The sequence below is a fragment of the Halobellus marinus genome (genome assembly GCF_032113415.1).
GTDB classification, from domain to species: Archaea; Halobacteriota; Halobacteria; order Halobacteriales; family Haloferacaceae; genus Haloquadratum; species Haloquadratum marinus.
On the sequence record NZ_CP134946.1, the window covers coordinates 494,830 to 521,825 of the forward strand.

19 protein-coding genes, 2 tRNA genes, 3 rRNA genes and 1 pseudogene are annotated in these 26,996 nt (G+C 62.8%); 11 read left to right on the plus strand and 14 right to left on the minus strand.

Features of this window, described 5'->3' with window-relative positions:
• Positions 1–122: 122 nt before the first annotated feature.
• Complete coding sequence (locus RJT37_RS02555) at positions 123–914, minus strand: DUF7260 family protein (protein WP_313687532.1); 792 nt, start codon at positions 912–914, stop codon at positions 123–125.
• 211 nt (positions 915–1,125) lie between these two features.
• Here RJT37_RS02555 and RJT37_RS02560 point away from each other — a divergent pair, with 211 nt between their 5' ends.
• Positions 1,126–2,163, plus strand: coding sequence for a zinc-dependent alcohol dehydrogenase family protein (locus RJT37_RS02560; RefSeq protein ID WP_313687533.1), 1,038 nt, complete (start codon positions 1,126–1,128; stop codon positions 2,161–2,163).
• A 60-nt stretch (positions 2,164–2,223) separates the two neighbouring features.
• On the opposite strand, the gene RJT37_RS02565 is transcribed toward RJT37_RS02560, so the two are convergent.
• The 3 genes from RJT37_RS02565 to RJT37_RS02575 form a co-directional block, all read right to left on the minus strand.
• Positions 2,224–2,838 (minus strand): VOC family protein, encoded by a 615-nt coding sequence (locus RJT37_RS02565; protein ID WP_313687535.1) that lies wholly within the window; start codon positions 2,836–2,838, stop codon positions 2,224–2,226.
• A 218-nt stretch (positions 2,839–3,056) separates the two neighbouring features.
• The gene (locus RJT37_RS02570) at positions 3,057–3,863 is read right to left on the minus strand and encodes a hypothetical protein (protein ID WP_313687537.1); all 807 of its coding nucleotides are present in this window, start codon (positions 3,861–3,863) and stop codon (positions 3,057–3,059) included.
• Between the two features lie 88 nt (positions 3,864–3,951).
• A complete protein-coding gene (locus RJT37_RS02575) occupies positions 3,952–4,530 on the minus strand; it encodes a metallophosphoesterase family protein (RefSeq protein ID WP_313687538.1) in 579 nt (192 codons plus the stop codon).
• A gap of 217 nt (positions 4,531–4,747) precedes the next feature.
• On the opposite strand from RJT37_RS02575, the gene RJT37_RS02580 reads away from it, so the two are divergent.
• Positions 4,748–5,311: a response regulator gene (locus RJT37_RS02580; protein ID WP_313687539.1), complete on the plus strand. Its 564-nt coding sequence runs from the start codon at positions 4,748–4,750 to the stop codon at positions 5,309–5,311.
• 333 nt (positions 5,312–5,644) lie between these two features.
• Here the strand turns inward: RJT37_RS02580 and RJT37_RS02585 are convergent, their stop codons facing one another.
• Entirely contained in the window at positions 5,645–7,807 is a 2,163-nt protein-coding gene (locus RJT37_RS02585) for a hybrid sensor histidine kinase/response regulator (protein WP_313687541.1), read from the minus strand.
• 466 nt (positions 7,808–8,273) lie between these two features.
• On the opposite strand from RJT37_RS02585, the pseudogene RJT37_RS02590 reads away from it, so the two are divergent.
• The 5 genes and pseudogenes from RJT37_RS02590 to RJT37_RS02610 all read left to right on the plus strand — a co-directional run.
• Positions 8,274–8,606, plus strand: a pseudogene (locus tag RJT37_RS02590) (SWIM zinc finger family protein); the annotation flags it as partial.
• Positions 8,607–8,748: 142 nt separating this feature from the next.
• A complete protein-coding gene (locus RJT37_RS02595) occupies positions 8,749–9,351 on the plus strand; it encodes a hypothetical protein (protein WP_313687543.1) in 603 nt (200 codons plus the stop codon).
• Positions 9,329–9,592 carry a DUF8150 family protein gene (locus RJT37_RS02600; RefSeq protein ID WP_313687545.1) on the plus strand — a complete coding sequence of 88 codons (264 nt, stop codon included), beginning with the start codon at positions 9,329–9,331 and terminating at the stop codon, positions 9,590–9,592. Before RJT37_RS02595 ends, RJT37_RS02600 begins: the two co-directional genes overlap by 23 nt.
• A gap of 297 nt (positions 9,593–9,889) precedes the next feature.
• On the plus strand, positions 9,890–10,111 hold the full coding sequence (locus RJT37_RS02605; RefSeq protein ID WP_313687547.1) for a UPF0175 family protein: 222 nt from the start codon (positions 9,890–9,892) through the stop codon (positions 10,109–10,111).
• A 546-nt stretch (positions 10,112–10,657) separates the two neighbouring features.
• Positions 10,658–11,458, plus strand: coding sequence for an SWIM zinc finger family protein (locus tag RJT37_RS02610; protein WP_313687549.1), 801 nt, complete (start codon positions 10,658–10,660; stop codon positions 11,456–11,458).
• A gap of 148 nt (positions 11,459–11,606) precedes the next feature.
• On the opposite strand, the gene RJT37_RS02615 is transcribed toward RJT37_RS02610, so the two are convergent.
• The 6 genes from RJT37_RS02615 to RJT37_RS02640 form a co-directional block, all read right to left on the minus strand.
• Positions 11,607–11,682, minus strand: a tRNA-Cys gene (locus RJT37_RS02615).
• Between the two features lie 116 nt (positions 11,683–11,798).
• Positions 11,799–11,920, minus strand: a 5S ribosomal RNA gene (rrf, locus tag RJT37_RS02620).
• A gap of 267 nt (positions 11,921–12,187) precedes the next feature.
• A 23S ribosomal RNA gene (locus RJT37_RS02625) occupies positions 12,188–15,110 on the minus strand.
• Between the two features lie 310 nt (positions 15,111–15,420).
• Positions 15,421–15,492, minus strand: a tRNA-Ala gene (locus tag RJT37_RS02630).
• Between the two features lie 117 nt (positions 15,493–15,609).
• Positions 15,610–17,082, minus strand: a 16S ribosomal RNA gene (locus tag RJT37_RS02635).
• The 16S, 23S and 5S rRNA genes sit together here with 2 tRNA genes alongside, the layout of an rRNA operon.
• 948 nt (positions 17,083–18,030) lie before the next feature.
• A complete protein-coding gene (locus RJT37_RS02640) occupies positions 18,031–18,363 on the minus strand; it encodes a non-histone chromosomal MC1 family protein (protein WP_313687551.1) in 333 nt (110 codons plus the stop codon).
• A gap of 345 nt (positions 18,364–18,708) precedes the next feature.
• On the opposite strand from RJT37_RS02640, the gene RJT37_RS02645 reads away from it, so the two are divergent.
• Entirely contained in the window at positions 18,709–18,906 is a 198-nt protein-coding gene (locus RJT37_RS02645) for a hypothetical protein (RefSeq protein WP_313687553.1), read from the plus strand.
• Positions 18,907–18,974: 68 nt separating this feature from the next.
• Positions 18,975–20,033, plus strand: coding sequence for a quinone-dependent dihydroorotate dehydrogenase (locus RJT37_RS02650; protein WP_313689818.1), 1,059 nt, complete (start codon positions 18,975–18,977; stop codon positions 20,031–20,033).
• Positions 20,034–20,068: 35 nt separating this feature from the next.
• On the opposite strand, the gene RJT37_RS02655 is transcribed toward RJT37_RS02650, so the two are convergent.
• Entirely contained in the window at positions 20,069–22,723 is a 2,655-nt protein-coding gene (locus tag RJT37_RS02655; RefSeq protein WP_313687555.1) for a valine--tRNA ligase, read from the minus strand.
• 160 nt (positions 22,724–22,883) lie between these two features.
• Between RJT37_RS02655 and RJT37_RS02660 the strand changes: the two genes are divergently transcribed.
• Positions 22,884–23,153, plus strand: coding sequence for an AbrB/MazE/SpoVT family DNA-binding domain-containing protein (locus RJT37_RS02660; protein ID WP_313687557.1), 270 nt, complete (start codon positions 22,884–22,886; stop codon positions 23,151–23,153).
• Positions 23,120–23,566 (plus strand): type II toxin-antitoxin system VapC family toxin, encoded by a 447-nt coding sequence (locus tag RJT37_RS02665; protein ID WP_313687559.1) that lies wholly within the window; start codon positions 23,120–23,122, stop codon positions 23,564–23,566. The genes RJT37_RS02660 and RJT37_RS02665 overlap by 34 nt, the downstream gene beginning before the upstream one ends.
• A 6-nt stretch (positions 23,567–23,572) precedes the next feature.
• Here the strand turns inward: RJT37_RS02665 and pheT are convergent, their stop codons facing one another.
• Both pheT and pheS read right to left on the minus strand, forming a co-directional pair.
• Positions 23,573–25,396: a phenylalanine--tRNA ligase subunit beta gene (pheT, locus tag RJT37_RS02670; RefSeq protein WP_313687561.1), complete on the minus strand. Its 1,824-nt coding sequence runs from the start codon at positions 25,394–25,396 to the stop codon at positions 23,573–23,575.
• Complete coding sequence (gene pheS / locus RJT37_RS02675; protein WP_313687563.1) at positions 25,396–26,976, minus strand: phenylalanine--tRNA ligase subunit alpha; 1,581 nt, start codon at positions 26,974–26,976, stop codon at positions 25,396–25,398. The genes pheT and pheS overlap by 1 nt, the downstream gene beginning before the upstream one ends.
• Positions 26,977–26,996 lie beyond the last annotated feature (20 nt).

Genomic DNA, 26,996 nt, shown 5'->3' on the forward strand with positions numbered 1-26,996 from the left:
ATATAGCTTATATAGATACGACGAGTTAAGCATTTTCCCGTCCGGCAGCGACTTCATTCGGATTGCTGTCGTCTCGCCCGGTGGACGCGGCACCCCTCCCCCGGCGCGAGGAGCGTGAACAGCTACTCCCCGAGCGCAGTATCGAGGACGTCCCGACGGCGGCGGCATTCCCGCGCGCCACGGGCGAGCGCGTCGAGCGCGGGATACGTGGTATCGTGGTCGGCGAAAAGATACTCCACGACGGTGTCGTGGCTGATCCCGGCCTTGATGTCGGCGGCGGTCACGTCGTCGAGCGTCGACTGTCGCTCCCGGACCGCCCGATCGATCTCCGCTTCGAGCGAGACGACCCGCGTCCGGCGTTCCCACAGTTCCCCGTCGGCACACAGGATTCTGACGGACTCGTCGACCGCCGGGATCGACTCGGAGACGGCCTTGAGCGTCCCGATCGCGTCGTCGAGCGCGGTCCGTTCCTGCGCCAGAGCGCGGACCATCACACGGCTCTCCGCGAGGCGCTGGTCGACGTGCTCGAGGATCGCCCGCCGGAGTGGCTCGGTGAACTGATTGCCGCCACCCTCCGAAGCGAGCGCGACGGCGATGTCGCCGCTCAGTTCCGCGGCCAGCGTCTCGTAGACGTCCGTCGCTTCGTCGTCGACGTGGGGCATAATCTGTTCCTCGAAGGCTGCCCGGACGCGACGACATCGGGTGTCGACGGAGGCCGCCGATCCTGTGGTCCACCCCGGCGAAACCGACCCGGTCGCGCCGGCGGCGTCCGCGGGAGAGGCGGGCTCGACGTCGGCGACAGTCCGGCGGAACTGCTCGAAACCGCGCTGCTGCCGCTCTGTCACACGCCGCTCTTCCCGAACGAGGCGACGGGCCGCAGTCAGGTCACCGACGGCCGCTTCGAGGTCAGACACGGTTGCATTCACCCCGGCAGTCGGTCGGAACGACGGCCACGAGCGCCGAACGGGCGTCAATCGCGCTCCAGATCGATCCGTCATCGAGCATAGTTTTAGGTATGCCTAAACAATGTCATAACGGTTACGGCTCGCTCCGCTCGGGACGCGTCCCGAGCGTCGGACCACCCCGATCCGCGGGTTTTTCCGCACGTCGGACGGCAGTAGAAGTATGCGTGCAGCTGTTTATCACGGGCCCCGCGACGTTCGGGTCGAGGACCTGCCGGAGCCTGAACTGGAGTCACCGACAGACGCGATCGTTCGCGTGACCCACACCGCGGTCTGCGGCTCGGACCTCTGGTTTTACCGCGGCGAGAGCGACCGCGATCCGGGATCGACGGTCGGTCACGAACCGATGGGTATCGTCGAGGCCGTCGGCGAGGACGTCCGCTCGGTCGAACCGGGGGACCGCGTGTTCGCGCCGTTCAAGATCAGCTGTGGGCGCTGTGAGTTCTGCCGGACGGGGCTGCACACCTCGTGTGTGAACGGCGAGGGCTGGGGCGGCAAAAACGGCGGCGCACAGGGCGAGGTGATCCGCTGTCCCCACGCCGACGGGACGCTCGTTCGCGTCCCCGATCGCTACGCCGACGACGAGGACGCGCTCCGGTCGCTGCTCCCGCTGACGGACGTGATGGGGACGGGCCACCACGCCGTCGTCAGCGCGGGCGTCGGCCCCGGCGACACCTGCGTCGTCGTCGGCGACGGCGCCGTCGGCCTCTGTGCGGTGCTCGCGGCGCGCCGTCTCGGTGCCAAGCGGATTGTGGCTGTCGGCCACCACGAGGACCGACTCGAACTGGCTGCGTCGTTCGGCGCGACCGACATCGTCGCCGAGCGCGGCGAGGCGGGGATCGAGCGGATCCGCGAACTGACCGGCGGCGGGGCCGAGCACGTCGCCGAGTGCGTCGGCGTCGCCTCGTCGATGGAGACGGCCGCGGCGGTCTGTCGACCGGGCGGCACTGTCGGCTACGTCGGCGTCCCTCACGGGCTGGACGGCGGGCTGGACCTCTTTTCCTTCTTCGGCGACAACATCACGCTCCGCGGCGGCGTCGCGCCCGTCCGCGCCTACGCGGAGGAGTTGCTGGCGGACATCCTCCAGGGGACGCTCGATCCCGCGCCGGTGTTCACAAAGACCGTCGACCTGGAGAACGTCGCCGAGGGCTATCGCGCGATGGACGAGCGGGAGGCGATCAAGGTGCTCGTCGAAGTGTAAGCCGGGATAGAGGTTGGCGCCGGTGAGTTTCGCTTCCGTTTCGGGCTCTAACAGCCCGCCTCACTGCACGCCGCCGACGCCGGAGGCAGCGTCAGGGAGGTCGTGGGGATCCGCATTGAGGCCGAGTTCCTCGAGGGCGGCCGCGAGGTGTTCGTCCTTGGCGTAGTCTTCCCCGTCTTCGACGCGCAGTTCCTGGGCCTTCGCCAGGACCTCGCCGCGGCGGTCGTCGGGGATGTCGTACTTGTCGGTGGAGAGTTCGATCACCAGGCCGTTGTTGTCGTGCGTGTACAGCGAGAAGAAGATCCCCCGGTCGAAGACGTTGTAACTGCGGCCGTCGTCGTCGAGTGCAGCGGCGACGTCCTCGAAGTCCTCGGGCGCGACGCTGAAACAGAGGTGATGGACAGAGCCGGTGCCGCCGCGCTGCCGCCCGCGGTGGGACTCCCGGTCGCCGACGAACACCGTCAGGATGCGGCCGTCGCCCGTGTCGAAAAACAGGTGTGTCTGGGAGGGGTCGTCGAGGTTCGGCTGTCTGAGCACAAGCGGCATCCCGAGGAGGTCGCGGTAGAACGCGATCGTGTCCGCCTCGTTGCTCCCCCAGATCGTGATGTGATCGGTCCCGGTCGTCGTGATCGGGCTGTCGGGTCGGTCCGCGGTGACTGGCGTCTCGTCGCTCATACCTCCAGTAGGATCGCCGTCGGCATAAACGCCGGAGTGACACCGGTGTCACCACATCGGCCTTCCGGGAGTGAAAAAGGGAAAGCCCCCTCCGGAGCGGGGGGAACGAGCGGCGAAAACGCGCGGGCCGTCGACGTCGTCATACTGTCGGCTGTAACTATTTCAAGATATTCGCGACCGGGGTCGCGAAATTCTTCAGGGGCTTACAGCCGACAGTATCAGTACCGCGAGGGGAGGTACGCGAAGCCGATCATAAAGACCGCCGTGAGGAAGGAGACGATGCTCACACCCCAGAGACCGTTCTTGTAGGTGTTGAAGCGGTCGATATCGTCGGTCTGTGCGTTGTAGCGCTCGAAGTTCTGGGTCAGTTGCAGGGTCGAGTCGTCCGCGAAGTGCGCGAAGTACGTCTCGCCGTTCAGCGTGACGTTCGCCCCTCCCGAGACGCTGACCGCGTTCGTCCGCGGTGCTGTCCACGCCAGTGTGACTTCTGAGGTCGTCACCGAATCGACGGTGGAGGTGTTGCCCTCGTACTCGATGGAGTCGCCTTCGGCGTACGTCCGGGTCTGGGGTTCGGGGAAGTACTCGTCGGCGGCGACGAGTTCGGAGCCGTTGATCACGACGTAGCGTTCACCGTCCTGTTCGACCGTCTCCTCGCTGGCGTCGGGGTCCTCCTGGAGGATCGCGGTCTCGTTGATCTCCTCTTCCAGCGTGAACGCCGAGGGATCCTCGCCGCCCTCGACGAGTACGCGCCACTCCTCGCCGTCGTAGGTCACCGTCGAATCGTTCTCCCAGACGGCGGTGTACTCCGCGGATTCGACCGTGTAACTGAGTTCGCCCGAGCCGTCCGAGGCGCTCGATACCGTGTACGTCCGGTCGCCGACCTGGAGTTCGTCACCCGCCGTGAGTTCGTACTCCGGGTTCTGGAACTCCACCTCAGGCGTCTGTGCGGTCGCGATGAGGGAATACGAGGCCGCACCGATAACGATGAAGAGTGCGACGTAGATCGCCGCGGCGCGTCGTTGCATATCTCCGGGTTTGACCACGTAGCGTATAACGGTTATCGTTTTCAGTTACGATGTCGGAGGGGCGGAAAACCGGGACAACGACTCAGGATCAGGTTCCCGACAGCCGGAAGTGTTCCCGCGCGGCCGCGACGTCCCGGAGCCGGGTCCCCGGTGGACACTCCCGCAGGAGGGTGGTCAGCGTATCGAGCGCCAGCGGCCGGTACTCCAGGAGTTCGCTGCTGACGTTGACCCGCTGTGCGTCGGTAGCGACGAAGGGATACTCCTCGGGACGGTTGTTGTGGTGGTGGCCGTGGAGGACCCACCCGTCCCAGTCGTCGGGGACGTCCTCGGGCCGGTGGGTGCAGTAAAACTGGAATTCACCGTGTTCCAGCGTGCACGAATCGAGGACCGGAAACGGCGCGTCAGCCGGATCCAGTCCGACGTCGTGGTTCCCCCGGATCAGGAGGTCGCCATCGAGGCGCTGGAAGTAGTCGATCGTCTCCTCGCCGTCCCGCATATCCATCGCCACGTCGCCGAGATGCACGAGGAGATCGTCGGCGCCGACCGTCTCGTAGTGGCGATCGAGGAGCACGCTGTCCATCTCGCCGGGGGAGGAAAACGGCCGGTCACAGTAGTCGATGATGTTCGCGTGGCCGAAATGGTGATCGGAGATGACAAATCGGGACACAGCCGTGGGTCGCTGCCGATCCGATTAACAGTTTGGGTGGCGTCGGCAGAGCGTACGTCTCGGCGCTCTCGCAACTGCCGCGAGCGAACTGCCCGATCCGCGTCGACTTGCCGAAATTGTTCCAGGGGGTTCATTCGGAATGAATGTAGCCTCCGTCTGATTATCAATATCGATAACGTACCGGTAGATTTTACAAAGAGATATTGCACTTTGCAGTATGGGCACCACCGGCGGCGAGACGACGATTCTGGCTGTCGATGACGAGCCTGCGCTCCGGGAGATCTATGCGATGTTCCTCGAGGAAGTTTACGAGGTGAGAATTGCAGCGGGCGGCGAGGCGGCGCTGTCGACGATGGACGACGACGTCGACGTCGTTCTGCTGGACCGCCGGATGCCGCGGATGTCGGGCAGTGAGGTGCTGGACACGCTCCGCGAGCGAGGGTACACCGTTCCGGTGATGATGGTGACGGCTGTCGATCCCCAGGAAGACATCATCACGATGCCGTTCGACGACTACCTCGTCAAGCCAATCGACCGTGAGGAGTTGCTCGCGAAGATCGACGTCCTGGCCTCGCAGGCCCACCTCGACCGGAAGAGTCGGGAATTCTACCGGCTCGCCTCCAAGCGAGCCACCCTCGAGACCCAGGATTCCTTCGATCACACGGCCAGCGAGGAGTATCAGGAGCTCGTCGACCGGATGGAGGCGCTTCGGTCGGAACTCAACGAGACGCTCGATGATCTCATCGAGGAGGAGCCGCGGGCTGCGTTCCAGTCGCTCTGATATTACTCTCGTCTCTTCCCGCCGAGCGCCGTCGACCGGGATGGCACTCGGCTGGAACAAGTGAGAGTAACCAGTATGAGACGGACTGGTGTCGTCTCCTCGCCGCTGGTTGCGCTGTGGGACCGTCGAGCGACAGAACAACGGCACGGACGAGCCGTGTCTGGCTCCAGTCGTCGTCTCACGTCCGAGGGAATCGACGCCTGACGATCGATGCGCGGAAAATTCGCCGTATACAGCGCACCCCGCTTGCCTGGACCGGAATCTCGATCGACGTCGACCCGCCGGATCGGGTCACCCCACTCGAACGACTCGGTTAGGTCGCTCGTCGATCGCTTACTCGACGTCGACGCCGCGGAAGATGAACCGGGCCCCGCCATCGCTTCCCTCGGTGACCGCTACCGTCCAGTCGTGGGCGTCGGCAATCTGGCTCACGATCGCGAGTCCGAAGCCGGTTCCGTCATCGGAGGTTGTGAACCCCGATTCGAGGACGTTGTCGCGATCCGCTTCGGGGATTCCGGGGCCGTCGTCCTCGACGTAGAAACCGTCCTCGAGCATCCCCACCCGAACGGTCGAGTCTTCTCCAGCGTGTTCGCGCGCGTTCCGGTAGAGGTTCTCAAGCAGCTGTTCGGTCCGGGAATCGTCCATCAGGAACGTCGCGTCGTCGACCACCTCGAGACGCATCTCGCGGGTGTCGACGTGGTCCCAGGCGTTCGTGGCGACGGCCTCGAGCCCCGCCGGTTCGGGGTCCAGCACCGTCTTCCCCTGTTCGGCCAGCGCGAGCAACTCCTCGATGAGTTCGCCCATCCGATCCAGCGCCGTCTGCATCCGCTCGTGGGCGTCGGCGGGATCGTCGGCCCGGGACGCCCGATCGAGGTGCGCGTCGATGATGTTCAGGGGGTTCCGGAGGTCGTGGGCGACGGTCCGGCCGAACTTTTCGAGCCGTTCGTTCTGCCGCTTGAGTTCGCGACGCTGTTCTTTGAGTTCGGAGATGTCGCGGTTGATCGCGACGAAGTGGGTGATCTCGCCGTCGTCGGTCAGCGGCGCGACCGTCTGGTCGATGGCGTACCGCTCGCCGTTCTTGTGCTCGTTGACGATCTCGCCGGTCCAGACCTCACCGTCGAGGATCGTCTCCCAGAGGTCGTCGTAGAAATCATCCCCGTGCTCGCCGGATTTGTTGATGGCCGGCGTTCGTCCGATGGCCTCCGCCGCGCTGTAGCCGCTCAGCTCCTCGAAGGCGGGGTTGACATACTGGATGACGCCGTCGGTGTCGGTGACGATGACGGCGTGACCGGCCTGTTCGACGGCCTCGCGGAACATCCTGAGCTCCTGCTCGCGCGCTTTCCGTTCCGTGATGTCCTGGATCGTCCCGACGTGATACTCGTCGCCGCCCGCGGTGATGTGCGTCGTGGTCGTGGCGACAGGGAACGTGGTGCCGTCGTCGAATCGCCTGTGGCGCGTCTCTCGGCGTTTGGTTTCACCAGGACCGAAGGACTCCCAGTACTCGTGGAACCGGTCGGCTTCGAATTCGGGGTTGAGGCCCGCGACGTGCCGTCCTTCGAGGTCTCCGGACGTCGTTCCGAGCATCTCGGCGTACGCGCTGTTTGCATACCGGATCGTTCCGGTGTCGTCGTAGGCGGCGATGCCGGAGCCCATCTGTTCGACGGCCTGCTGGAAAAAGGCGAGGTTGCGCTCGCGTCGCTTCCGGACGGTGATGTCCCGACTGATCGCGACGAACCCCTCGATGTCGCCGTCGTCCGTGATGGGCGCGATGGTCTGGTCGATGACGTACTGGTGGCCCTGCTTGTGCTCGTTTATCACCTCGCTCTCCCAGACCTCGCCGTTCAGTATCGTCTCCCAGAGGTCCCGGTAGAAGGCCTCGTCGTGTTCGCCCGATTTGAAGAGCGACGGGGTCGCCCCCAAGAGTTCCTCCTGCGAGTAGCCGGAGACCTCCGCCATCGTGGGGTTGGCGTAGGTGATGGTCCCGTCGGGATCGGTGACGAACATCGCGTGGCCGGCGTGCCCGATCGCCTCGTAGATGTTCTCCAGTTTCTGCTGTCGGCGGCCGAGCGTGACACAGCCCTCGATGCGCCTGGCCAGCAGTTCGTAGTGGACCTCGTCGTCGCCGCGTTCGAGGTAGTCGTCGGCGCCTCGCTCGATCGCCCGCCGTGCGACCTCGTCGGACCCGTCGGTCGCGAACAGCACGAACGGGAGATCCGGGGATCGGTCCCTGACGGCGTCTAAGAGCGCGAGGCCGTCGATACCGGACCCGGCGTGCCCGCTCACGACGCAGTCGACTCGCGCCTCCGCGATTTGCTGGAGGGCAGCGTCGGCGGTCGTTGCGGTGGCGACGTCACAGCCGTGCTCGTCGTCGAGGTACGTCGAGACGGGATCGAGGGCGTCCGTGTCGGCGACAAGTAACACCCTGATCGCCCGCTCGGCCGGGATCGTCCTCGCTACTCGATGGCGGGGTTCGGCTCGTTTCTCTTTGGGTGTCATCATCTGGGTGGTCGCTCCGGAAACCTCCGGGAGCGGTCGTCACGTTCGAGATCGATTGCTTCTGCGGTCGCTTCGGGCTCTTCCGCCCGCGGTGGCAGCGTGTCTCCCACCGGACGGCTACCCCACAGGGGTGAGAGCGAGCCCACGGTTACCCCGCAGTAGGATCTGGTCTGTATCAACAGTGAGATAGATTCCTACTACCTGAGATTAAACCCGTGTTTTTAAATTTTCTTATCCTCCATCAGAGGTTCTATGAGACACTGTTATATTTCGTTAGCTATCATATTAGTACCTCTCAATCAGTATTCTAGATTTTGAGCCGGCTTCCATTTTAGCTCTAATTTGCTATCGACGACGAGAACGCCGGTCCCGGGTGAAGGTGCCGGCGGTCACGGTTTTCAACGGTCCGGATGGACGAATCCGAGACCGTCCTCTACGCCCGGGCAAAGTGAAGAGTGAACCGAGGGTCGTCACCGAGGCCATCGACTTCTCGCACTTCTTCGAGGTAGCCGAGCAGTACCGTGAGCGCGAGCGCTACCTTGATGCCGCGGCCGTCTATCGCGCGCTGTTCGAGCGGATCGACGATAACGAAGTCCGCGTCGACGCCTTCGTACGACCACTACGCCGAAGCCTTGCAGTCTGCCCTCGACGGATACGTCGACTGCGTGCTCGCGGCCGATCCTGACCAAGACGAGTTCGAGAAGTACATCGGTGCGATAGAAGATCAAGCGAGTCGGAGCATCCGGCTAACACCGAACAGTTCTGCCGAGCGATCGACGACCTCGAAGAGCGACGATGACGGTCAGATATCAGGAAAAGATTCGGTCACTCCGTACCGAACGATCCTTCGAGCAGAGAACCAACTACTAGAATCAAAGTCGGATTCGGGAGTTGACTATCGACTCCCGACAATTTATGCGCCCGCCTGCAAACGAACCTCTATGGGCGGTATCGAGCTACGGAGCGGAACACTCGTCGTCGAGCGTGAACCGAATCAGCTCGACGAGTTGGCGATTGAGTTCTCCGAGATTCTCGGTCACTTTGATATCCAGCACGTTTACATTGCGGGGTATGTCTCCATCCTCGCTGGTCGAGCGCGCTCTACCGAAGACGTCGACGTCCTCATCGAACGGATCAACGAGGGAACTGCAGACGAACTCGCAGAGACGCTCGACGAGAAGGGGTTCTGGGGACCGGCAATGCCACTCACGTCGATGTACGAGATGCTCGACAACGGGGATAACATCTGGGTCGCGCCAACGGATCAGATCACGCCGCACCTCGAAGTCAAGTTCACGCGTGACGAGTTCGACCGCGCGTCCCTCGAAAACGCTACCACTGCCCGAATCGGTGGAAAGACAGTTCCGATAGGCCCCATAGAGCTCCAGATCGCATACAAACTCTACCTCGGCGCGCAGAAGGACGTCGAGGATGCGGTCCACCTCTACGCCCTTTTCGAGGAAAGTCTTAGTGTCCCCCGCCTCGAAGAGTGGGTAACGCGACTCGACGTCGAAGCCGAATATGAGCGACTCAAACGCGCGTGAGCGCCTCGATGCGAAGCACGAACGCAACCGTGAGCAGCGCATCGAAGGTATCAAGCGCTGGGTCGATTACATCGAGTCCGAACCCCCCGAGACGTGGGGACCACAGCAGAACGCAGTCGTCAACGACCAGCTCGATGCGGCCCAAAGCCTCCAGACTTCGACTTCTCACCGGGAGCACGTGAAAGACGTAGCAGCGGAGATTCTCGAAGTGAGCGACGAGTCTGACGCCGATTCGAAGTAGAGAATTTCCTCTCCGGGATTCGTCTCAGAGATCACACACAGTATCTCAAAATAAGAGGATTTGCCAAGACGTAGCCGTCTCGAGCTTTGGGAGAACGTGAGAGCCAAGGACCCCAATTAAGACATTGGCTTAAGTATTATAAACCATCACATCAAATGAATTATCGCCAGATCCCTCCAGATAATGGATAGAACGACGTTTCTATCTTTGATTGCTACGGGGATTGCAACCGGTGAGTCGACGAGTGTCCCGTCCCACGATAGATTATTAGATCGGTGGATCCGATTACTACGTACGATGGCCTCTTCCAGTAGTAAGTCCTCCGACGAACTTGCGACCGCAGTGTGTCGGTACGTTCTCGGCGACCTCTCGCTCGGACGTGCTGCGGAAGCGGCCGGACTGTCCCGGTGGGAGTTCGAAGAAGTGCTGGAAGACGCTGGCTTCACGTCGCTCTACGGGCCACGAACTGACGACCAGTTACAGCGCGAGATCGACGTTGCACTCGACCTCGACGAATAGATGCCGGACGGCTACCCACAACCGATTCTCCTCGACGCAACTGTCATCAGTAATTTCGCCAGTACGAGCTCGGTCGAATTTCTCGTTCACCTACCCGAAGCTCCAATCGTAGTCCCTGCAGTCCGTGACGAGATTGAACGGGGAGTCAAACACGGTCACGAGTATCTGACCAGCGCCGTCGAGGCGTTCGACAACGGACTGACAGTCAGTGACGTTCTACCCGAAATAGGAAGGGTGAGCCTCCATAAGCGACTTGATCCAAGAGAAACAGAAGCGTTGCGGGGAGCCGTTGAACGAAATGGACTATCGGCACCGATGACATCGCAGCACGCCGTCTTTCGACAGGACTGGATGTTCCAGTCACTGGATCGATAGGCCTCCTCCTCGGCATCAAACGCGAGCGTATCGACAGCGAAACTGCGGACGAATGGCTAGAGGTCTGGCAGGATGAACGCGGCTACTACGCCCCCGTCGAGAGCGTCACCGAACTACTAGACAAATAGGGCTGCAGACTGGTAAAACGGGTTACAGAAGCATTCTACAGTTATGGACCCCGAGAACGTGAACATCCGGGAGATCTGTACCGACGCGGTGTTCGAGCGCGGGCGGAACTACCGGGATGAAGGACGCATTCAGCGAATCGAACGGTTTGGCGACGTGGTCACAGCTGCGGTTCGGGGATCGAGCCTGTACGATGTGACCGTCGAACTGGGCGAGAACACCGTCGATGCGCGGTGTACGTGTCCTTACGAAGGACCGGGCGAGTGCAAGCACGTCGTCGCGGTGCTACTGGACGTCGTCGCCAATCCGCCCCAAGACAAGAGCGAACACGTCGAAAGGGTTATGCAAGATGTCTCGTCCGACGACCTACGCTCGTTCGTGCGCGATGCACTTGCCGAAAACCCGGACCTGCGTGAGCAGTTTCTCGCACGGTTCGGCGACGACCACAAGTCGGTCGAAGCGTACCGTGACGAGATCGAAGAGCTGTTCGATCAGCACACCGAGCACTATCCAGTCGTCACCGAGGCCATCGACTTCTCGCGCTTCTTCGAGGTAGCCGAGCAGTACCGCGAGCGCGAGCGCTACCGGGCGGCTGTGACCGTCTACCGTGCGCTGTTCGAGGGAATCGACGACAACCACGTCCGCATCGACGCCGCATACGATCACTACGCCAAGGCCTTGCAGTCCGCGCTCGATGGGTACGTCGACTGCGTGCTCGCGGCCGACCCAAGCGACGGCGAATTCGAACAATACGCAGGCGCACTCGAAGCACAGGCGATGTCCGAACCGCGGATCAACGAGGAGCAGTTCCGACGTGCGCTCGACGCTCTGGAAGATCGACGGTGACGGTGACTTTCTCAGTCAAGATACGACGACACGAGCGAATCCGGCTGGACAACCCACTCGAGTAGGATTGTCGCATTCCAGATATTCCGATGAGAAAAGAGGGACGTGCCAAGACAATTTCGTCTTGGGCTTTAGGGTAACGTGTGAGAGCCAAGGGCCGGATTTGAACCGGCGATGATCCGCTCTGCAGGCGGACGCGTTAGGCCGAACTCTGCCACCTTGGCACAGGTGATTCTATTCCGTTTCGGCGCTTAAGCCTAGCGGTCTCGTTCGAAATGAAAAACGCCCACGGGACAGTCTTGTACTGCCCCGTGGGCGCTTGAAATTATGAGTATGAGTGGCGAGGCGGCGAGTCAGTGTTCCCAGAGGATCGCTCACTCCAGTACTACCTCACACGCTGGCAGGCTTAACTTCCGTGTTCGGGATGGGTACGGGTGTGACCCTGCCGCTGTGGCCGCCTCAAAACCGACTGACGGACTCGAACCGTCTACACACGCTCGAAAGAGCGCGTGGTGACCATCGTCGGTCAGGACGCTCGCTGCGTACTACAACCGTATGTATATGCGTGCAATCCAGTTTCCGCCTGAACTCGCCTGCCCGAGTGACGTCCGGTCACTTCGGCCAGACAGTGCAGTGCTGTGTCTTAGAGACCTTGCTCGTGTTCGTTGCGAGTAAGGTAGTGTCCACGACTTTACCAACACAGTGACACTCGATATGTCCTCTGTGGTATGAGTGTGGCTCGGATTGTTAGTGCTCGCGGGCTTAACACCTCGTTGCCTCGGTGCGTACACCCCGAGTCTATCTAACTCGTCTTCTACGAGTATCCTCGGTGGTACCTCTTTTTGCGGTGGGTTTCGAGCTTAGATGCGTTCAGCTCTTACCCCGTGGTGCGTGGCTGCTCGGCATCTGCCCTCTCGGACAACCGATACACCAGTGGCACCCACTCGTAGTTCCTCTCGTACTATACGAGCGTTCCGCGCAGGTACCTATAACACCCCCAGTAGATAGCAGCCGACCTGTCTCACGACGGTCTAAACCCAGCTCACGACCTCCTTTAATAGGCGAACAACCTCACCCTTGCCTGCTTCTGCACAGGCAGGATGGAGGGAACCGACATCGAGGTAGCAAGCCACCCGGTCGATATGTGCTCTTGCGGGTGACGACTCTGTTATCCCTAAGGTAGCTTTTCTGTCATCAACGGGCCCCATCCTGGAGCCTCGTTGGTTCGCTAAACCACGCTTTCGCGTCAGCGATCCTCGTTGGGAAGATCACTGTCAGGCTTCCGTGTGCTCTTGCGCTCTCCGGCGAGTTTCCGACTCGCCTGAGGAAACCTTTGGGCGCGCTCGATATCTTTTCGAGCGCGTACCGCCCCAGTCAAACTGCCCGGCTACCGGTGTCCTCCTCCCGGAGTGAGGGTCACAGTCACTGACGGGTAGTATTTCACGACTGCCTCGGTGGCCCGCTGGCGCGGGTACCTGTGTAACGGCTCCTACCTATCCTGCACATCAGCGACCATGTCCCAGCGACAGCCTGCAGTAAAGCTCTATAGGGTCTTCGCTTCCCCCTGGGGGTCTCCAGACTCCGCACTGGAACGTACAGTTCACCGGGCCCAGCGTTGGGACAGTGACGCTCTCGTTGATCCATTCATGCAAGCCGCTACTGAAGCGGCAAGGTACTACGCTACCTTAAGAGGGTCATAGTTACCCCCGCCGTTGACGGGTCCTTCGTCCTCTTGTACGAGGTGTTCAGATACCCGCACTGGGCAGGATTCAGTGACCGTACGAGTCCTTGCGGATTTGCGGTCACCTATGTTGTTACTAGACAGTCGGAGCGTCCGAGTCACTGCGACCTGCTCGATCAAAAGCAGGCATCCCTTCTTCCGAAGGTACGGGACTAACTTGCCGAATTCCCTAACGCCGGTTGCTCCCGACAGGCCGTGGCTTTCTCCGCCTGAGCACCTGTGTCGGATCTCGGTACGGTCGCCGTACGTCTTTTCACGGGCTCTCGGTACCAGCGACTTGCGCTCTCTCGCGTTTCGATCGCTTCGTGCCATTACGGCGTCCACGATCTTCCGCGATTGGACGAGGCGAAAGCCTCGCTCGCTGTTTCCAAAAGCGTCGACAGAATGTACGGCGGCACTGGAATATTAACCAGTTTCCCTGTTTGTCCTAGTCGAGTTACGGTAGGACTTAGGACCGGCTAACCCTCGGCTGAGTGGCAGTGCCGAGGAACCCTTGCTCGTTTGGCCGTCGGGGTTCGCACCCGACTCTCGCTGCTACTGTGACCAGGATTTTCGTTACTAATCGGTCCACACGAACTCTCGGCCGTGCTTCCGCCCGATCAGTACGCCTAGCCTACTAGGTCGTCCGATGAAGGACGCTGCCAGGTCTCGGTGGTGGATTTGAGCCCCGATCATTTTGGGCGCCTCGAACCTCGGCCGGTAAGCTGTTACGCTTTTCTTAGAGGGTAGCTGCTTCTAAGCTCACCTCCCGGCTGTTTAGGGCTCGAGACCACCTTCGATCGCACTTAATCCACACTTGGGGACCTTAACCCGGCTCTGGGTTGTCTCCCTCACGGATCACAGGCTTACCCCGCAATCCGGATTCCCAGCGTCTCCGGCGTCTGCAAGTTCGGAGTTTGACAGGACGGCCGACTCCTCTCGGAGGCGGGGCGTCCAATCGGTCGCTCTACCTCGCAGACTACCTCGGCTGAGGTCATGCTTCGACATATTTCGGCTGGAACCAGCTGTTGCCGAGTTCGATGGGCCTTTCACCCCTACGCACGGGTCACGGGAGGGTATTGTAGGACACCATCCCTGCAGGCCTCCACGCAGCTTTCGCCACGCTTCACCTTGCCCGCGCGTAGATCACTCGGTTTCGGGTCGCACTCACGTGGCTCCCCGCGCTTGAGCACGGTGGCCCTGGTCTCCGAAGAATCGGAGACTGCGGCCGTATCGGTTTCCCTGTGCCTGCCTGGATAATCCAGTTAGACTCGCCATGTGAGTGCACTCCCTGGGTCGTTTTTCAAAACGCACGACGCGACATCGGCTTCCCGAGAGTCCTACTGGTGGATCGCTCCACGGTCGTTTATCTCGGGACCTTGTATGCCCCGTCGTTCTATCGCTGACTGAGTTCAGGCCCTATTGCACCGCCCTGTTCGGGGTGCTTTTCAGCGTTCGCTCACGCTACTTGTTCGCTATCGGTCTCGAGGAGTGTTTAGTCTTCGCAGGGGATGCCTGCGGGATTCACGAGGGATATCCAACCCTCGCTACTCTGGAGGTAGCCCAAGATCGACGCGACCGGATACGGGGCTGTCACCCTGTGTCGCACTCCGTTCCAGGAGATTTTTCCGGCGTTGTCGATCTCTTATGGCTAGTCCGTCACACCACATTTCCTTGCGGATTCGGTTTGGACTGTGTCGCGTTCACTCGCGGTTACTAACGATATCGCGGTTGCTTTCTGTTCCTGCACCTACTGAGATGTTTCAATTCGGTGCGTTCCCCATTGCGCGAGGCAATTGCGGTGGGGATTCCCATTCGGAGATCCTGAGTTCTTTGCCTCCGTGCGGCTCCCTCAGGCTTTTCGCAGCTTGGCACGTCCGTCGTCGGCTCTCGAGCCGAGCCATTCACCAGCCAGCACAGTAGCCAGTTTGAGTGTCGTTTACTGTGTTGCTGTTGTCGTTAATCGTCATCGTTGTCACGTACTGTGGCAACGGTGATCTGTAGACGTCCACACTGCGTCTGGGCGAGTGACTGACGTCACGTCGGCCAGACGAGTTCAGTGGGCGTCTGGATTGCACGCGTACATACGGTTGTCATGGAACGTCCGGTGGCGTCCGGAGCGTCCGTCGAACCCTTCCTATCCGCGCTTTCACGGGATAGTGCATCAGTTCGGTGGGGACTCAGCCTCACCGTCGGCCCCACTTAAGGGGCACGTTTCGTGGTGAGACTGAGGCCGCCAACATGGACCCGCTGGGATTTGAACCCAGGGCGTCCTCCTTGCAAAGGAGGTGCTCTACCGCTGAGCTACGGGCCCTGTTAGCCTTGGTGGTTCTAAAGTGCCTGTCTGGCGACAGTGGCGTGCCAACGATCGGTCACGATGGAGTGATGAGTGTGAAAGGTGGGTCAGGCCGTCGGCCTGATCCCGGTCAGTAGGAGGTGATCCAGCCGCAGATTCCCCTACGGCTACCTTGTTACGACTTAAGCCCCCTTGCGAAGCCCAGATTCGACTGTCTTGCGACAGCCTCATCCGGACCTCACTCGGGTGCTTTGACGGGCGGTGTGTGCAAGGAGCAGGGACGTATTCACCGCACTCTTGTGAAATGCGATTACTACCGAATCCAGCTTCGTGAGGGCGAGTTTCAGCCCTCAGTCCGAACTACGACCGGGTTTCGGAGATTAGCGCCCGCTTTCGCGGTTGCAACCCATTGTCCCGGCCATTGTAGCCCGCGTGTAGCCCAGCTCATTCGGGGCATACTGACCTACCGTTGCCCGTTCCTTCCTCCAGTTTGGCACTGGCAGTCCTCCTAATGTACCCAGCCAGTCGAAACTGCTGCTGGCAATTAGGAGTGCGGGTCTCGCTCGTTGCCTGACTTAACAGGACGCCTCACGGTACGAGCTGACGGCGGCCATGCACCTCCTCTCTACAGCTCGTGATGAGGTCATCAACCTGACCGTCATTACTGTAGTCGGAGCTGGTGAGATGTCCGGCGTTGAGTCCAATTAAACCGCAGGCTCCTCCGGTTGTAGTGCTCCCCCGCCAATTCCTTTAAGTTTCATCCTTGCAGACGTACTTCCCAGGCGGCTCGCTTCTCGGCTTCCCTACGGCACAGCACAGGCGCGTAGCCTGTGCCACACCTAGCGAGCATCGTTTACGGCTAGGACTACCCGGGTATCTAATCCGGTTCGAGACCCTAGCTTTCGTCCCTCACTGTCGGATCCGTCTTCTCGAGGTGCTTTCGCCATCGGTGGTCCGTCCGGGATTACGGGATTTCACTCCTACCCCGGACGTACCCCTCGAGCCTTCCGGTCCCAAGCCTCGGAGTTTCCGCCGGACGCCCACACGTTGGGCGTGTGGATTTCCCGACGGACTTGCGAGGCCAGCTACGGACGCTTTAGGCCCAATAAGATCGGCCATCACTTGAGCTGCCGGTATTACCGCGGCGGCTGGCACCGGTCTTGCCCAGCTCTTGTTTGTGTACCACCCTACGGTACACGAAAGCGAGGACGATATGCCCTCGCACTCGGAGTCCCCTTATCGCACTTGCGTGCAGTGTAAAGGTTTCGCGCCTGCTGCGCCCCGTAGGGCCCGGTATCTTGTCTCAGATACCGTCTCCGGGCTCTTGCTCTCACAACCCGTACCGATTATGGGCACGGTGGGCCGTTACCCCACCGTCTACCTAATCGGCCGCAGCCACATCCTACAGCGCTGACGCGTTTGGAACTCTCTGTCGTTCAAACCTGAGAGCCGTATGCGGGATTAGCCTCAGTTTCCCGAGGTTGTCCCGCTCTGTAGGGTAGTTTGGCCACGTGTTACTGAGCTATCCGCCACGAGGTTACCCTCGTGCGACTAGCATGGCTAAATCGGACTCCGATAGCAATGGCCTCCGGCAGGATCAACCGGAATGTTTCTTCCCCGCGAGGGGAAGAGGGTGTGGCGGGATTCCTTCCCAGAGGGAAGGGAATCACCATCAAATCACTTCATTGCGTGGTCCGTTCGTTGGTCGTTCAGTGCCACCAGACAGGTGTCACCGAACCACCAAGGCTAACATCAGATTCCATCTGTACGGCGGACCGCAGGGGTGGAATCCTCATCTCTTGCGGACGTAAGCGTAGGACGGACGGAGCCATAAAGGCACCGGTCCGACCCCGCCGCCGACCGAAGTCGGCGCGTCCGAGTGGGGGCGGAATCGAACCGTCCCCGGTCGCGGTGTGTCGTTCGCATTCGTCCGGAACGGAGTCGAACACTTAAGCCCGTCGTGTCGCCCCCGGCGAACCGGAGACGCCGACGGGCGGTTCGAGACCGGCCCGACGAAGGACCCGGCCGGGTATTCCCGGGTGGGCTTCCGCGTATCTAAACGAATGCCGGGGTAACATAAAAGACCGTCGAACCGTCCCCGCTTCGTTATGCGATTTCACACCGAACGCCCGAGCGTGTCACGGGGGAGCTGGCGCTGATCGTTTGGGAAAACCGACCGATCGAGCGAGGCGAAGCGACCGCTCGTGGGAGCGGATCTCGAGTCGACAGTGATTCGTCCGGTTTTGCTTTCCCGGCAGCAACAAAGTGGACCGAGTGGCCCGTGTTGCGCGGTCGGAGGCCGACGCGTCATCCCACGCAGGTCGCGTTCGGTCACGCCGGAGAGTAACCGCGCACGAGAGAGTGAAGATGGGACACCCAAAGCAGTGTCGGGTGCGAAGAGACGATGGACGGGACTACGGCCGCGCAGATGCGGCCTGGTGCGTCACTCACAGCGTAGCCGGAGGGAGAACCCCCATAATGATTACTCTCGTCTCTTCCCGCCGAGCGCCATCCCCGTTGGCGGCGCTCGGCGGTAAAAAGTGAGAGTAATCAGTATCAGTCGTCGAGGTGTTCGATTCCCTGTTTGGACACGTTCCCGCGTGTGACCGCCGAGACCTCGTTTTCCTGCATCCATCCGGGCTTGTCGTCCGGCGCGGTGTCCGTCCACGCCCACGCGTGGTAGATGTGCACCCGGTCAGTCCCGCGTTCGAGGAGTCTGATCTCGGTCGGATCCTCCTTTGCGTCCTCCTCGGACTCATAGGAGTCGTACCCCTCGAGTCGCCGGGCGGCCTTCAGTGCCGCCTGCCGAGGCATCTGCCCGGTGAACTGTTTGGTTTTCTCCCCGTCCTCGAGCATCACGAAATTCCGTTTGCCGTCCTCGCGCACCATAGGTGTCTACCTCTATGTCAAGGAAACACATAGTATGGCATAAATATATCGGCAAAATAGGCTGCAGCGCCGGGGTCGAGATCGTAATGATTACTCTCACTTTTTCTCGATGAGCGCCGTCAACAGGGGTGCGCTCGGCGGGAAGAGACGACAGTATCCTGTCAGCCGTGCGTCTGTGAAGAATTTCGCGACCTCGGGGTCGCAAATATCTTGAAATAGTTACAGCCGACAGTATAATCAGTATCAGCCATCTGGGAGACGGAGTGACCTGCGCGGTCAATCGGGGGCGAAGCGTAACCAACACTTATGTATATCCTGTGGCGAAGCTACGGGTAGACAGCTCCGATGGTCCGGAAAAAGAAGCTCAGCCCGAGTGGTGCGAAAGACGAAGACGGCGAGTACCACAACGTTCACGTCAACCTCCACGAAGACGAACTCGCCGTCGCGGGGATGGAGATCGGCGACGAGGTGTTCGTTCGGGTTCGGGACGGCAAGATCGTCATCCAGAAGGCCGATCCGGATACGGTCGATCACGACCTCTGAACGGCGATGAACCCAGGCACCGACCGGCCGACGCCGAATCGATCGACGGACCTGCGGAGGACGCCGTGATACACGCGGCGTACCGCACGCTCAGACCGGCACTCTTCTCGTTGCCCGCGGAGACGGCCCACCGGGCGGTCCACACCGGACTTCGGACGATTCAACACACGCCGATCGAGTCTACCCTCCGGGCCCGCCTCCGCGTCGACGACGACCGCCTCCACGTCGACGCCTTCGACCAGTCGTTCCCGAACCCCGTCGGCGTCGCCGCCGGCTTCGACAAGAACGCCGAACTCCCCTCGATCCTCGGTGCGCTCGGCTTCGGCCACGTCGAGGTCGGCGGGGTCACCGCACGCGCCCAGCCGGGCAACCCGCGCCCGCGAATGTTCCGTCTCCGCGCGGATCGGGCGCTGATCAACCGGATGGGCCTCAACAACGAGGGCGCAGACGCGGTCGGCGAGCGCCTCCGGACGAGCCCCGACCCCGGAATCCCGGTCGGCGTCAACGTCGCGCTCTCGGAGGCGACCGACCCCGACGACGCCCCCGAGGACTACCGCTACACCTACGAGCAGGTCGCCGACGCCGCGGACTACCTCGCGGTCAACGTCTCCTGCCCCAACAGCGAGGGGATGCGGGAGCTCCAGAACCGCGACTCTCTGGAGGCGATCGTCGGCGCACTCGTCGACGCCGGGGCCGAACCGCTGCTCGTGAAGCTCTCGCCGGATCTCCCCGAGCCCGCAATCGAGGACGCGCTCGCGGTCGTCGACGACTTCGACCTCGACGGCGTCATCGCCACGAACACGACGACCGATCGTCCGGCGGACCTCCAGAGCCCGAAGCGCGCCGAGCGGGGCGGCCTCTCAGGCGCACCGATCGAAGCGCGCGCGACCGAGGCCGTCCGGTTCGTCGCCGAGCGGACCGACGTCCCCGTAGTGGGCGTCGGCGGCGTCGCCGACGCCGCGGGCGCGTACGCGAAGATCCGTGCGGGGGCGAGTCTGGTGCAGTTGTACACCGGGCTGGTCTACGAGGGGCCGACGCTCGCCCGCGACATCAACGAGGGACTGCTGGAACTGCTGGAGCGGGACGGCTTCGCGAGCGTCGAAGACGCCGTCGGTGCGGATCTGTAGGTCGTAAAAACGCGGTCGCGAAACGACGGCCGGCGCTACGTCTCGCTCTCGTGGTGGACGATAACGATGGCGCCGTCGGCCTCGATCATCTCGCCGTCGCCCAAATACTGCCGCTCCTCTTCAATCTCGAACATCTCGGGGTCGAGCGCGACGTCGGCGACGTGGAGTTCGCCGTCGACGACCTCGTAGTCGCCGGCCTCGATCCCGTCGTCGATGTCGGCAACCTGGCTGCCGAACTCCGGTCCGACGAGCGAGTAATCGAGGTCGACGCCGGTCACGACCGACTCGACTGCGGGGCGCTCCTCGAGAATCTCCAGTTCGTCGACGTGCATCACGCCGGAGATGTCCGCCTCGAAGCCGGAGACCTCGCCCCAGACCTCGACGCGGTCGAGTTCGGCGTTCATCGACAGCTTCGTGTCGCTCTTGTACTTCCGCAGGGCGCCGACGACGGCCATTGCCGTCTCGCCGGCCTCGACGTCGGCGTCGATTCCGAGCGGCTCCGGCCAGCCGCTCCGGTGGACGCTCGTGTCCGTATCGTGCATATCGTGCCACAGTTCCTCCGTCGCGTGTGCGAGGATCGGCGAGAAGAGCTTGAGGAACCGCCGGTGGGCGACCGACAGGGTGTAGGCTGCCGCCTCGTCGCCGCCGTCGCGGACGCGCTGCTTTGCGACCTCCAGGTAGTCGTCACAGAACGTGTGCCAGAAGAAGCCCCGCAGGCCGTCCCGTGCCTTCGAGAACTCCCGGTTCTCGAATCGGTCGGTCAGCCGCTCGATCTCCCGATCTAAGGAGGCAAGCAGCCAGCGGTCGAGTTCCCGCAGGTCGTCGTGATCGACCGAGTCGGGATCCGGCGCCTCGGCGGTGAGGCTCTCGACGAGTTTCGAGGCGTTCCAGAGCTTCCGGAGGAGCTTCTCGCCCGCCCGCAGGCCCTTCTCCGAGTAGGGGAGGTCGTCGCCGACGGCCGACCCGGCCGCCCAGTAGCGCGCGGCGTCGACGGGGAACTTCGAGACGACCTCGTCGGGCGCGACGATGTTGCCCTTCGACTTCGACATCTTCTCCCGATTTTCGTCGAGGACCATCCCGTTTATCATCACGCTGTCGAACGGCACCTCGCCGGTGTGTTCGTAGCACTTCACGACGGTGTGGAAGAGCCAAAACGAGATGATGTCGTGGCCCTGCGGCCGGAGGTCGAACTGGTAGAGTTCAGGGTTCTCGAAGGTGTACTCCTCCGCCTCGTCGTCCCAGTCCCAACCCGCGTTGATCAGCGGCGTGAGCGAGGACGTCGCCCACGTGTCGAGGACGTCGTCCTCGGGGACGAACTCGTCGTGGCCGCACTCGGGACAGGTGTCGACCGGCGGATCGTCGCTCAGCGGGTCGACCGGCAGATCCGCCTTCTCCGCGAGGACGACGGCGTCGCAGTCGGCGCAGTACCACACCGGGAACGGGATCCCCGAGGAGCGCTGCCGGGAGATCGCCCAGTCCCACTGGAGCCCCTCGATCCAGTTTCTGTACCGCGTGAACATCTTTTCGGGGTACCAGTCCATCTCCCGACCCGCCTGGAGGTACTCGTCGGTCTTGTCGAGCAGTTCGACGTACCACTGCTCTTTGACGAGGAACTCGACACCCGTGCCGCAGCGCTCGTGGACGTTTACCGTGTGCGTGATCGCCCAGCGGTCCAGGAGTGCGCCCGCGTCGTCGAGGTCCTCGACGATCGCCTCCCGGGCCTCGTCGGCGGAGAGCCCCTCGTACTCGCCGGCGACGTCGGTCAGCGTCCCCGACTCGTCGATCGCGAGCCGGAGGTCCAGGTCGTGCGCCTGGTACCACTCGATGTCGGTCTGGTCACCGAAGGTACAGCACATCACGACGCCCGAGCCGGTCTCCATATCGACCCGCTCGTCTTCGAGGATGGGCACCGTCTGCCCGAAGAGGGGGACCTCGGCCTCGCCGCCGACGAGATATTCGTTTTCGTCGTCGTCGGGGTGGACGAAGACCGCGACACACGCCGGCAGCAGTTCCGGGCGCGTCGTCGAGATGGTGAACGTCTCCACGTCGGCGCCCTCAGGGGGGTCGCCGCCGGTTTCGACGACCTCGAAGGCGATGTCGTGGAAGTGACTCGGCCGCTCGTCGTCCTCGGTTTCGACCTGCGAGATTGCCGTCTCACACTCCGGACACCAGATCGCCGGCGCGCGCTGGCGGTACTCCCGGCCCTGTTCGTGGAGATCGAGGAACGAGAGCTGCGAGATCCGCTTGACCCGCGGGGAGATCGTCTGGTACGTCTGGTTCCAGTCGATCGAGATGCCGAGGCTCTGCATCTTCTCGGTGAACTCCGCCTCGTACTCCGCACAGACCTCCTGGGTCAGCCGCTGGAACTCCCGGCGCTCGTAGTCCTGGTGGCGCACGTCGAGTTCGTCCTCCGCGAGTCGCTCGGAGGCGATGCCGTTGTCGTCGTAGCCGAACGGGAAGAAGACGTCTTTCCCGCACATTCGATTGAACCGAGCGACGAAGTCCTGCAGCGTGAAGCCGTAGACGTGGCCCCAGTGCAGGCTCCCGGATACCGTCGGCGGCGGCGAGTCGATCGAGAAGGCGGTGTCGGGGTTCTCCGCGTCGCCCTCGTAGGCGTAGAGGTTCTCCTCGACCCACCGGTCCTGCCACTTCGCCTCGACGGTCTCCGGGTCGTATTCTCCGCTCGGCATTCTCGGGAGGAAATACCGGCGGGTGGCGTGTTAAGTTACTCGATTACTCGTCCTGCGGACCCATCGCGGGCGACTCGGGACCGGGAGCAAAGGGTCTCGCCGCGCGACACGGGAGTAAGACGTGTTTTTAATAGTAAGAGTGGGATAATTCAGTAAGGAAATGGTCGTCTCAGAAGACGCGACGATCACGAGCAAAGGGCAGGTGACGATTCCGAAACGGATCCGCGATGAACTCGGACTCGACGCGGGGACGGAAGTCGAGTTCATCCTCGAAGAGGACGGAACGATCCGCGTCCGACAGAAGGAGCCCGCGATGGACCGTCTCCGGGCGATCAAAGAGCAGTTAGCGGATCGCGACGTCGACGTCGAGAGGATGCGCCGCGAGTCGAAGGCCGAGTGGGAGTCACACTACGACGGGGACGAGGCGTGATCTTTCTGGACTCGTGGGTATGGCTGGAGTACCTCTTCGGCGGCGATAGCGACGACGAGGCCGAGGCTGTCATCCAGCGAGCGAATACCTCCGGAGAGGGCGGCATCATCACACCGACGGTGCTCGCGGAGGTTTCCTACCGACTCCGCGTCGTCGATGACGACGGGACGGCCGATGAAGCGGTCCGTGCGATCCACGACTACGAACACATCGACAGCGTCCCCCTGATCGACGAGATCGCGGAATACGCCGCCGAACTCCGATTCGAATACTACGAAGGGGGAGAACGCGAACCATCCTACGCGGACGCGATCCATCTCGCAACTGCCGTGGTCCACGACGACTGCGACGTCCTCTACTCGGGCGATCCCGACTTCGCCGATATCGACGAGATCGAGACGGTCGTCCTGTAGCGGTCCCTACTCACCTAACGCCGCGAGCTCGAACTCGAAGGCCGCCACCGGCAGTTCGAGGTCGTGTTCGACCAGCACTTTCGGGTGGAGTTCGCCGACGATACCGACGGTTTCGCCGTCGATCTCGACGGCAGCAGTGCGGCCGTCGATGAAGGAGGGATGGGCCGTCGGTGGGGTCGCGAGGTCGACGCCGAAGTCCCGGCAGAGCGCCTGCAGGCGGGCCTTCGCGTCCTCGTAGGTCGCGTCGTGACGTGCCAGCACGCCCGCGACGTGGCGGCGCTCCCGGACGCGGGTGTTGACGTCGTCGTCGCGCTCGGCCACGAGACCGACCTCCGCGAGATCCTGCGGGTACGCACGATGGGTGTTGTTCTCTAAGACCATCACCAGCGAGGGCAGCACCCACTGCCGGAGGATCGTGTAGTCCTCGCTGTACGGTTCGGTGATCTCGACGGGGTCGCCGCCGCCGAGGTAGTCGTCGCCGGGTTCGACGTTCATCTGATCGTACGCCTCCGCCTCGCTCGTCATATGGAAGTTCAGCAGGTCCTCGAAGCCGAGGCCGGTGAGGGCGCTCCGCGTGGCCGATTCGAGTCGCGAGCGCTCGTGGCGGCCGCCGACAGTCCCGACGTCGGGGTACCGGGGTTCGAGGTCGCCGAAGCCGTACGCGCGGCCGACGTCGTCGATCAGATCCAGCGGGTGGAGGACGTCGGTGCGGTACGGCGGGATGGACACCTCGTAGACGGTGTCCGCGTCGCTCGCTTCCGCGCTCTCAGTAGCGCTCTCCTCGTCGTCTGCGACGACCGCCTCGAGGCCGGAGCGCTCGAAGAGGTCGATCACCTCGCGTTCCTCGAACTCGACGCCAAGCATCGTCTCGATGCGGTCGTGGGAGACGGATTTGGTCTCCACCTCGAAGTCTGGCCGTCGGAGCGTTCGGCCGTCACCGGATGCCTCGCTGTCGCCGGACGTCTCGCCGTCGCCGCCCCCGGCTGACTCGCCGTCGCCGCCTCCCGCGTACTCGACTTCGACTGCCTCGATGGTCGCGCCGCGGGCCGCCAGCGCATAGCAGATGATGTTGCACATCCGGTCGATCGTCCACTGGTCGGTGCCGGTGAGTTCGACCAGGAGTTCCCGCGAGTCGGTCGAGACCTCGGTCCGGCGGCCGTTGATGACCGGCGGGAACGAAAAGAGGCCGAGTTCGTCGTAGATCGCCGGGTAGCGGTCGTAGTCGGCCACCAGATCCGCGTACGTCCGGCCGGTCGAGTGCTCTTCGAGCACTTCTGCGGGCGTCAGTTCGCGGTCGCTGTCGAGCGGGACGAAGGTGTCGCCGTCGGGATCGATTCCCGTGTAGGTGATCGAGTTGCCGCCGCTATCCTCAGTCAGGCTGTCGCCTTTGATCGCCACGAGGTCGTGGATCCCGATCGCGCCCTTGGCGCGCTTGCGGCCCATCGTGGCGTGAAGCTTCTCCTGCAACTGGATCAGCGAATCCAGGGCGGCCTCGTCGAGGTCGACGCCGCGGATGATCGCGCCCGTGACGTACGGCCTCTCGTCGGGCACGTCCTCGTCGACGACGAACGTGAAGTCCGGGTCGTTCGTGTCGGGCACGGCAACGCCGCGGTCGTCGCCGTAGTGGTACCGCAGCGAGCGCGCGACGCCCTCGACGGAGAGCCGGTCCAGCCGGTCGGGACCGAACTCGAACTGCAGCAGGCCCGCCTCGGTCTCGCCTTCGAATTCGAGGCCGAGGCCGAACAGGTCCGATTTCAGTTCCTCGTCGCCTTTCTCCTCGTGGCCGGTCAGCTCCCTGAGTTCGTCAGGATCGATGTCGACGACAGGCATCAGTAGGTCACCTCCGCACCGCGGAGGAACTCAAGATCCGCAAGCGTCCCGTGCAGGTCGCGGATGTCCTCGGCGCCGGTGGTGAGCATCGCGAGGCGTTCCAAGGCGAGTCCCCACGCCATCACGTCGTGTTCGACGCCGAGCGGTTCGAGCACCTCGTCGCGGAACATTCCGGAATTGCCGATTTCGATGAGTTCGCCGGTCGTGGGGTGACGGCCGAACAGCTCGAAGGACGGCTCCGTGTAAGGGTTGTAGTGCGGCTTGAACTGCACGTCGGTGATGCCGAACTGCTCGTAGAACTCCACGAACGTCCCCATCAGGTCTCGGACCGAGAGGTTCTCCGCCATCACCCACCCCTCGATCTGGAAGAACTCCAGCAGGTGGGTCGCATCCAGGGTGTCGTTGCGGTACACCTTCTCGACGGAGAAGTACCGCTGCGGGGGTTCGAGTTCGCCGACTTCGGTTCCGGAGAGATACCGCATCGACAGCGACGTGGTGTGGCCACGGAGCGCGATCGCCCGCGCGAAGTCCTCGGACCACGGCGAGTGGTAGCCGTCGCCGTCGTCGCCGACGCCCTCGCGGTGGGCGCTCTCGACGCGGTCGACGAGGTCCTCGGGGAGGTCCTCGATCGGCGGGACGTCGAGCGCGAAGCGGTCCCAGTGGGTCCGCGCCGGGTGGTCCTGCGGCATAAACAGACAGTCGTTGATCCAGAAGTCCGCGTCGGCGTGGGGGCCCTCCATCTCCTGGAAGCCCATCCCGACGAGGACGTCCTTCACGCGCTCTGCGGTCTGTCGCAGGACGTGCATCTTGCCGCTCCGGACCTCCGGGGCGTCGGCCTCGACGTTGTACTCGGTGAACTTGACGTCTTCCCACTCGCCGGAGGTGAGCAGTTCGGGCGTGAGCCGATCGACCGTCTCGGCCGCCTCGACGCCCTCCATCAGCGCTGTGACACCCGCGTCGGTGAGCGTGACCGAGCGCACGGTGCGCTCGTGGCGCTCCAGGAGGTTCCGGGAGACGAGTTGATCGAGGACCGCGTCGTCGACGTCGGCGAGCGAGTCAGTTCCATCGGTATCGGCGGACGAGTCGGCCGCGTCGTCGGGCGAGCCGTTTCCGTCGTCGGCGTCGGCGGCCCCGGCGAGTGTGGCGAGTGCGGCCGCTTCGGGATCCTCGTCCGCGTCGGCGTCGGGATCGGCCGCGAGTTCGCCGGCCTCGATCTCGCCGTAGCCCTTCCGGCCGAAGTTCGCGAGGGCGATGTCGACTTCCGGGCTGTCGAGGTCGGCCGCGCCGATGACTTGTCCCATCTCGACGGGCTCCTCGTCGGCGCCGGCCTCGACGGCCGAGCGGTAGAGTCGGATCTCGGGGAGGCCCGCGTCGACGTACTCGCGGCCCTCGTCGGTGAGTTCGTACTCGACCGCCTCGGACTCGGTGACGTCGAGCAGCCCCTCGTCGCGGAGTTCGAAGACGGCCTGCGTCGCCGTCTCCGGTTTCAGCTCCGCCTCCGCGGCGAGGCGGTCGATCGGCGTTTCGTCCGTCGCGCTCGCGGTGTTGAGCACCGCGACCTGTGGTTCGGGAAGTTGCATTCTGTGTAGTGGGGAAATAT

Excerpts from the sequence above, each read along its gene's own strand:
- RJT37_RS02585 (WP_313687541.1), bottom strand. The coding sequence starts at position 7,807 with ATGACACCCAAAGAGAAACGAGCCGAACCCCGCCATCGAGTAGCGAGG.
- RJT37_RS02560 (WP_313687533.1), top strand. The coding sequence starts at position 1,126 with ATGCGTGCAGCTGTTTATCACGGGCCCCGCGACGTTCGGGTCGAGGAC.
- RJT37_RS02595 (WP_313687543.1), top strand. The coding sequence starts at position 8,749 with ATGGGCGGTATCGAGCTACGGAGCGGAACACTCGTCGTCGAGCGTGAA.
- RJT37_RS02655 (WP_313687555.1), bottom strand. The coding sequence starts at position 22,723 with ATGCCGAGCGGAGAATACGACCCGGAGACCGTCGAGGCGAAGTGGCAG.
- pheS (WP_313687563.1), bottom strand. The coding sequence starts at position 26,976 with ATGCAACTTCCCGAACCACAGGTCGCGGTGCTCAACACCGCGAGCGCG.
- RJT37_RS02565 (WP_313687535.1), bottom strand. The coding sequence starts at position 2,838 with ATGAGCGACGAGACGCCAGTCACCGCGGACCGACCCGACAGCCCGATC.
- RJT37_RS02600 (WP_313687545.1), top strand. The coding sequence starts at position 9,329 with ATGAGCGACTCAAACGCGCGTGAGCGCCTCGATGCGAAGCACGAACGC.
- RJT37_RS02605 (WP_313687547.1), top strand. The coding sequence starts at position 9,890 with ATGGCCTCTTCCAGTAGTAAGTCCTCCGACGAACTTGCGACCGCAGTG.
- RJT37_RS02610 (WP_313687549.1), top strand. The coding sequence starts at position 10,658 with ATGGACCCCGAGAACGTGAACATCCGGGAGATCTGTACCGACGCGGTG.
- RJT37_RS02660 (WP_313687557.1), top strand. The coding sequence starts at position 22,884 with ATGGTCGTCTCAGAAGACGCGACGATCACGAGCAAAGGGCAGGTGACG.
- RJT37_RS02645 (WP_313687553.1), top strand. The coding sequence starts at position 18,709 with ATGGTCCGGAAAAAGAAGCTCAGCCCGAGTGGTGCGAAAGACGAAGAC.
- RJT37_RS02580 (WP_313687539.1), top strand. The coding sequence starts at position 4,748 with ATGGGCACCACCGGCGGCGAGACGACGATTCTGGCTGTCGATGACGAG.
- RJT37_RS02640 (WP_313687551.1), bottom strand. The coding sequence starts at position 18,363 with ATGGTGCGCGAGGACGGCAAACGGAATTTCGTGATGCTCGAGGACGGG.
- pheT (WP_313687561.1), bottom strand. The coding sequence starts at position 25,396 with ATGCCTGTCGTCGACATCGATCCTGACGAACTCAGGGAGCTGACCGGC.
- RJT37_RS02570 (WP_313687537.1), bottom strand. The coding sequence starts at position 3,863 with ATGCAACGACGCGCCGCGGCGATCTACGTCGCACTCTTCATCGTTATC.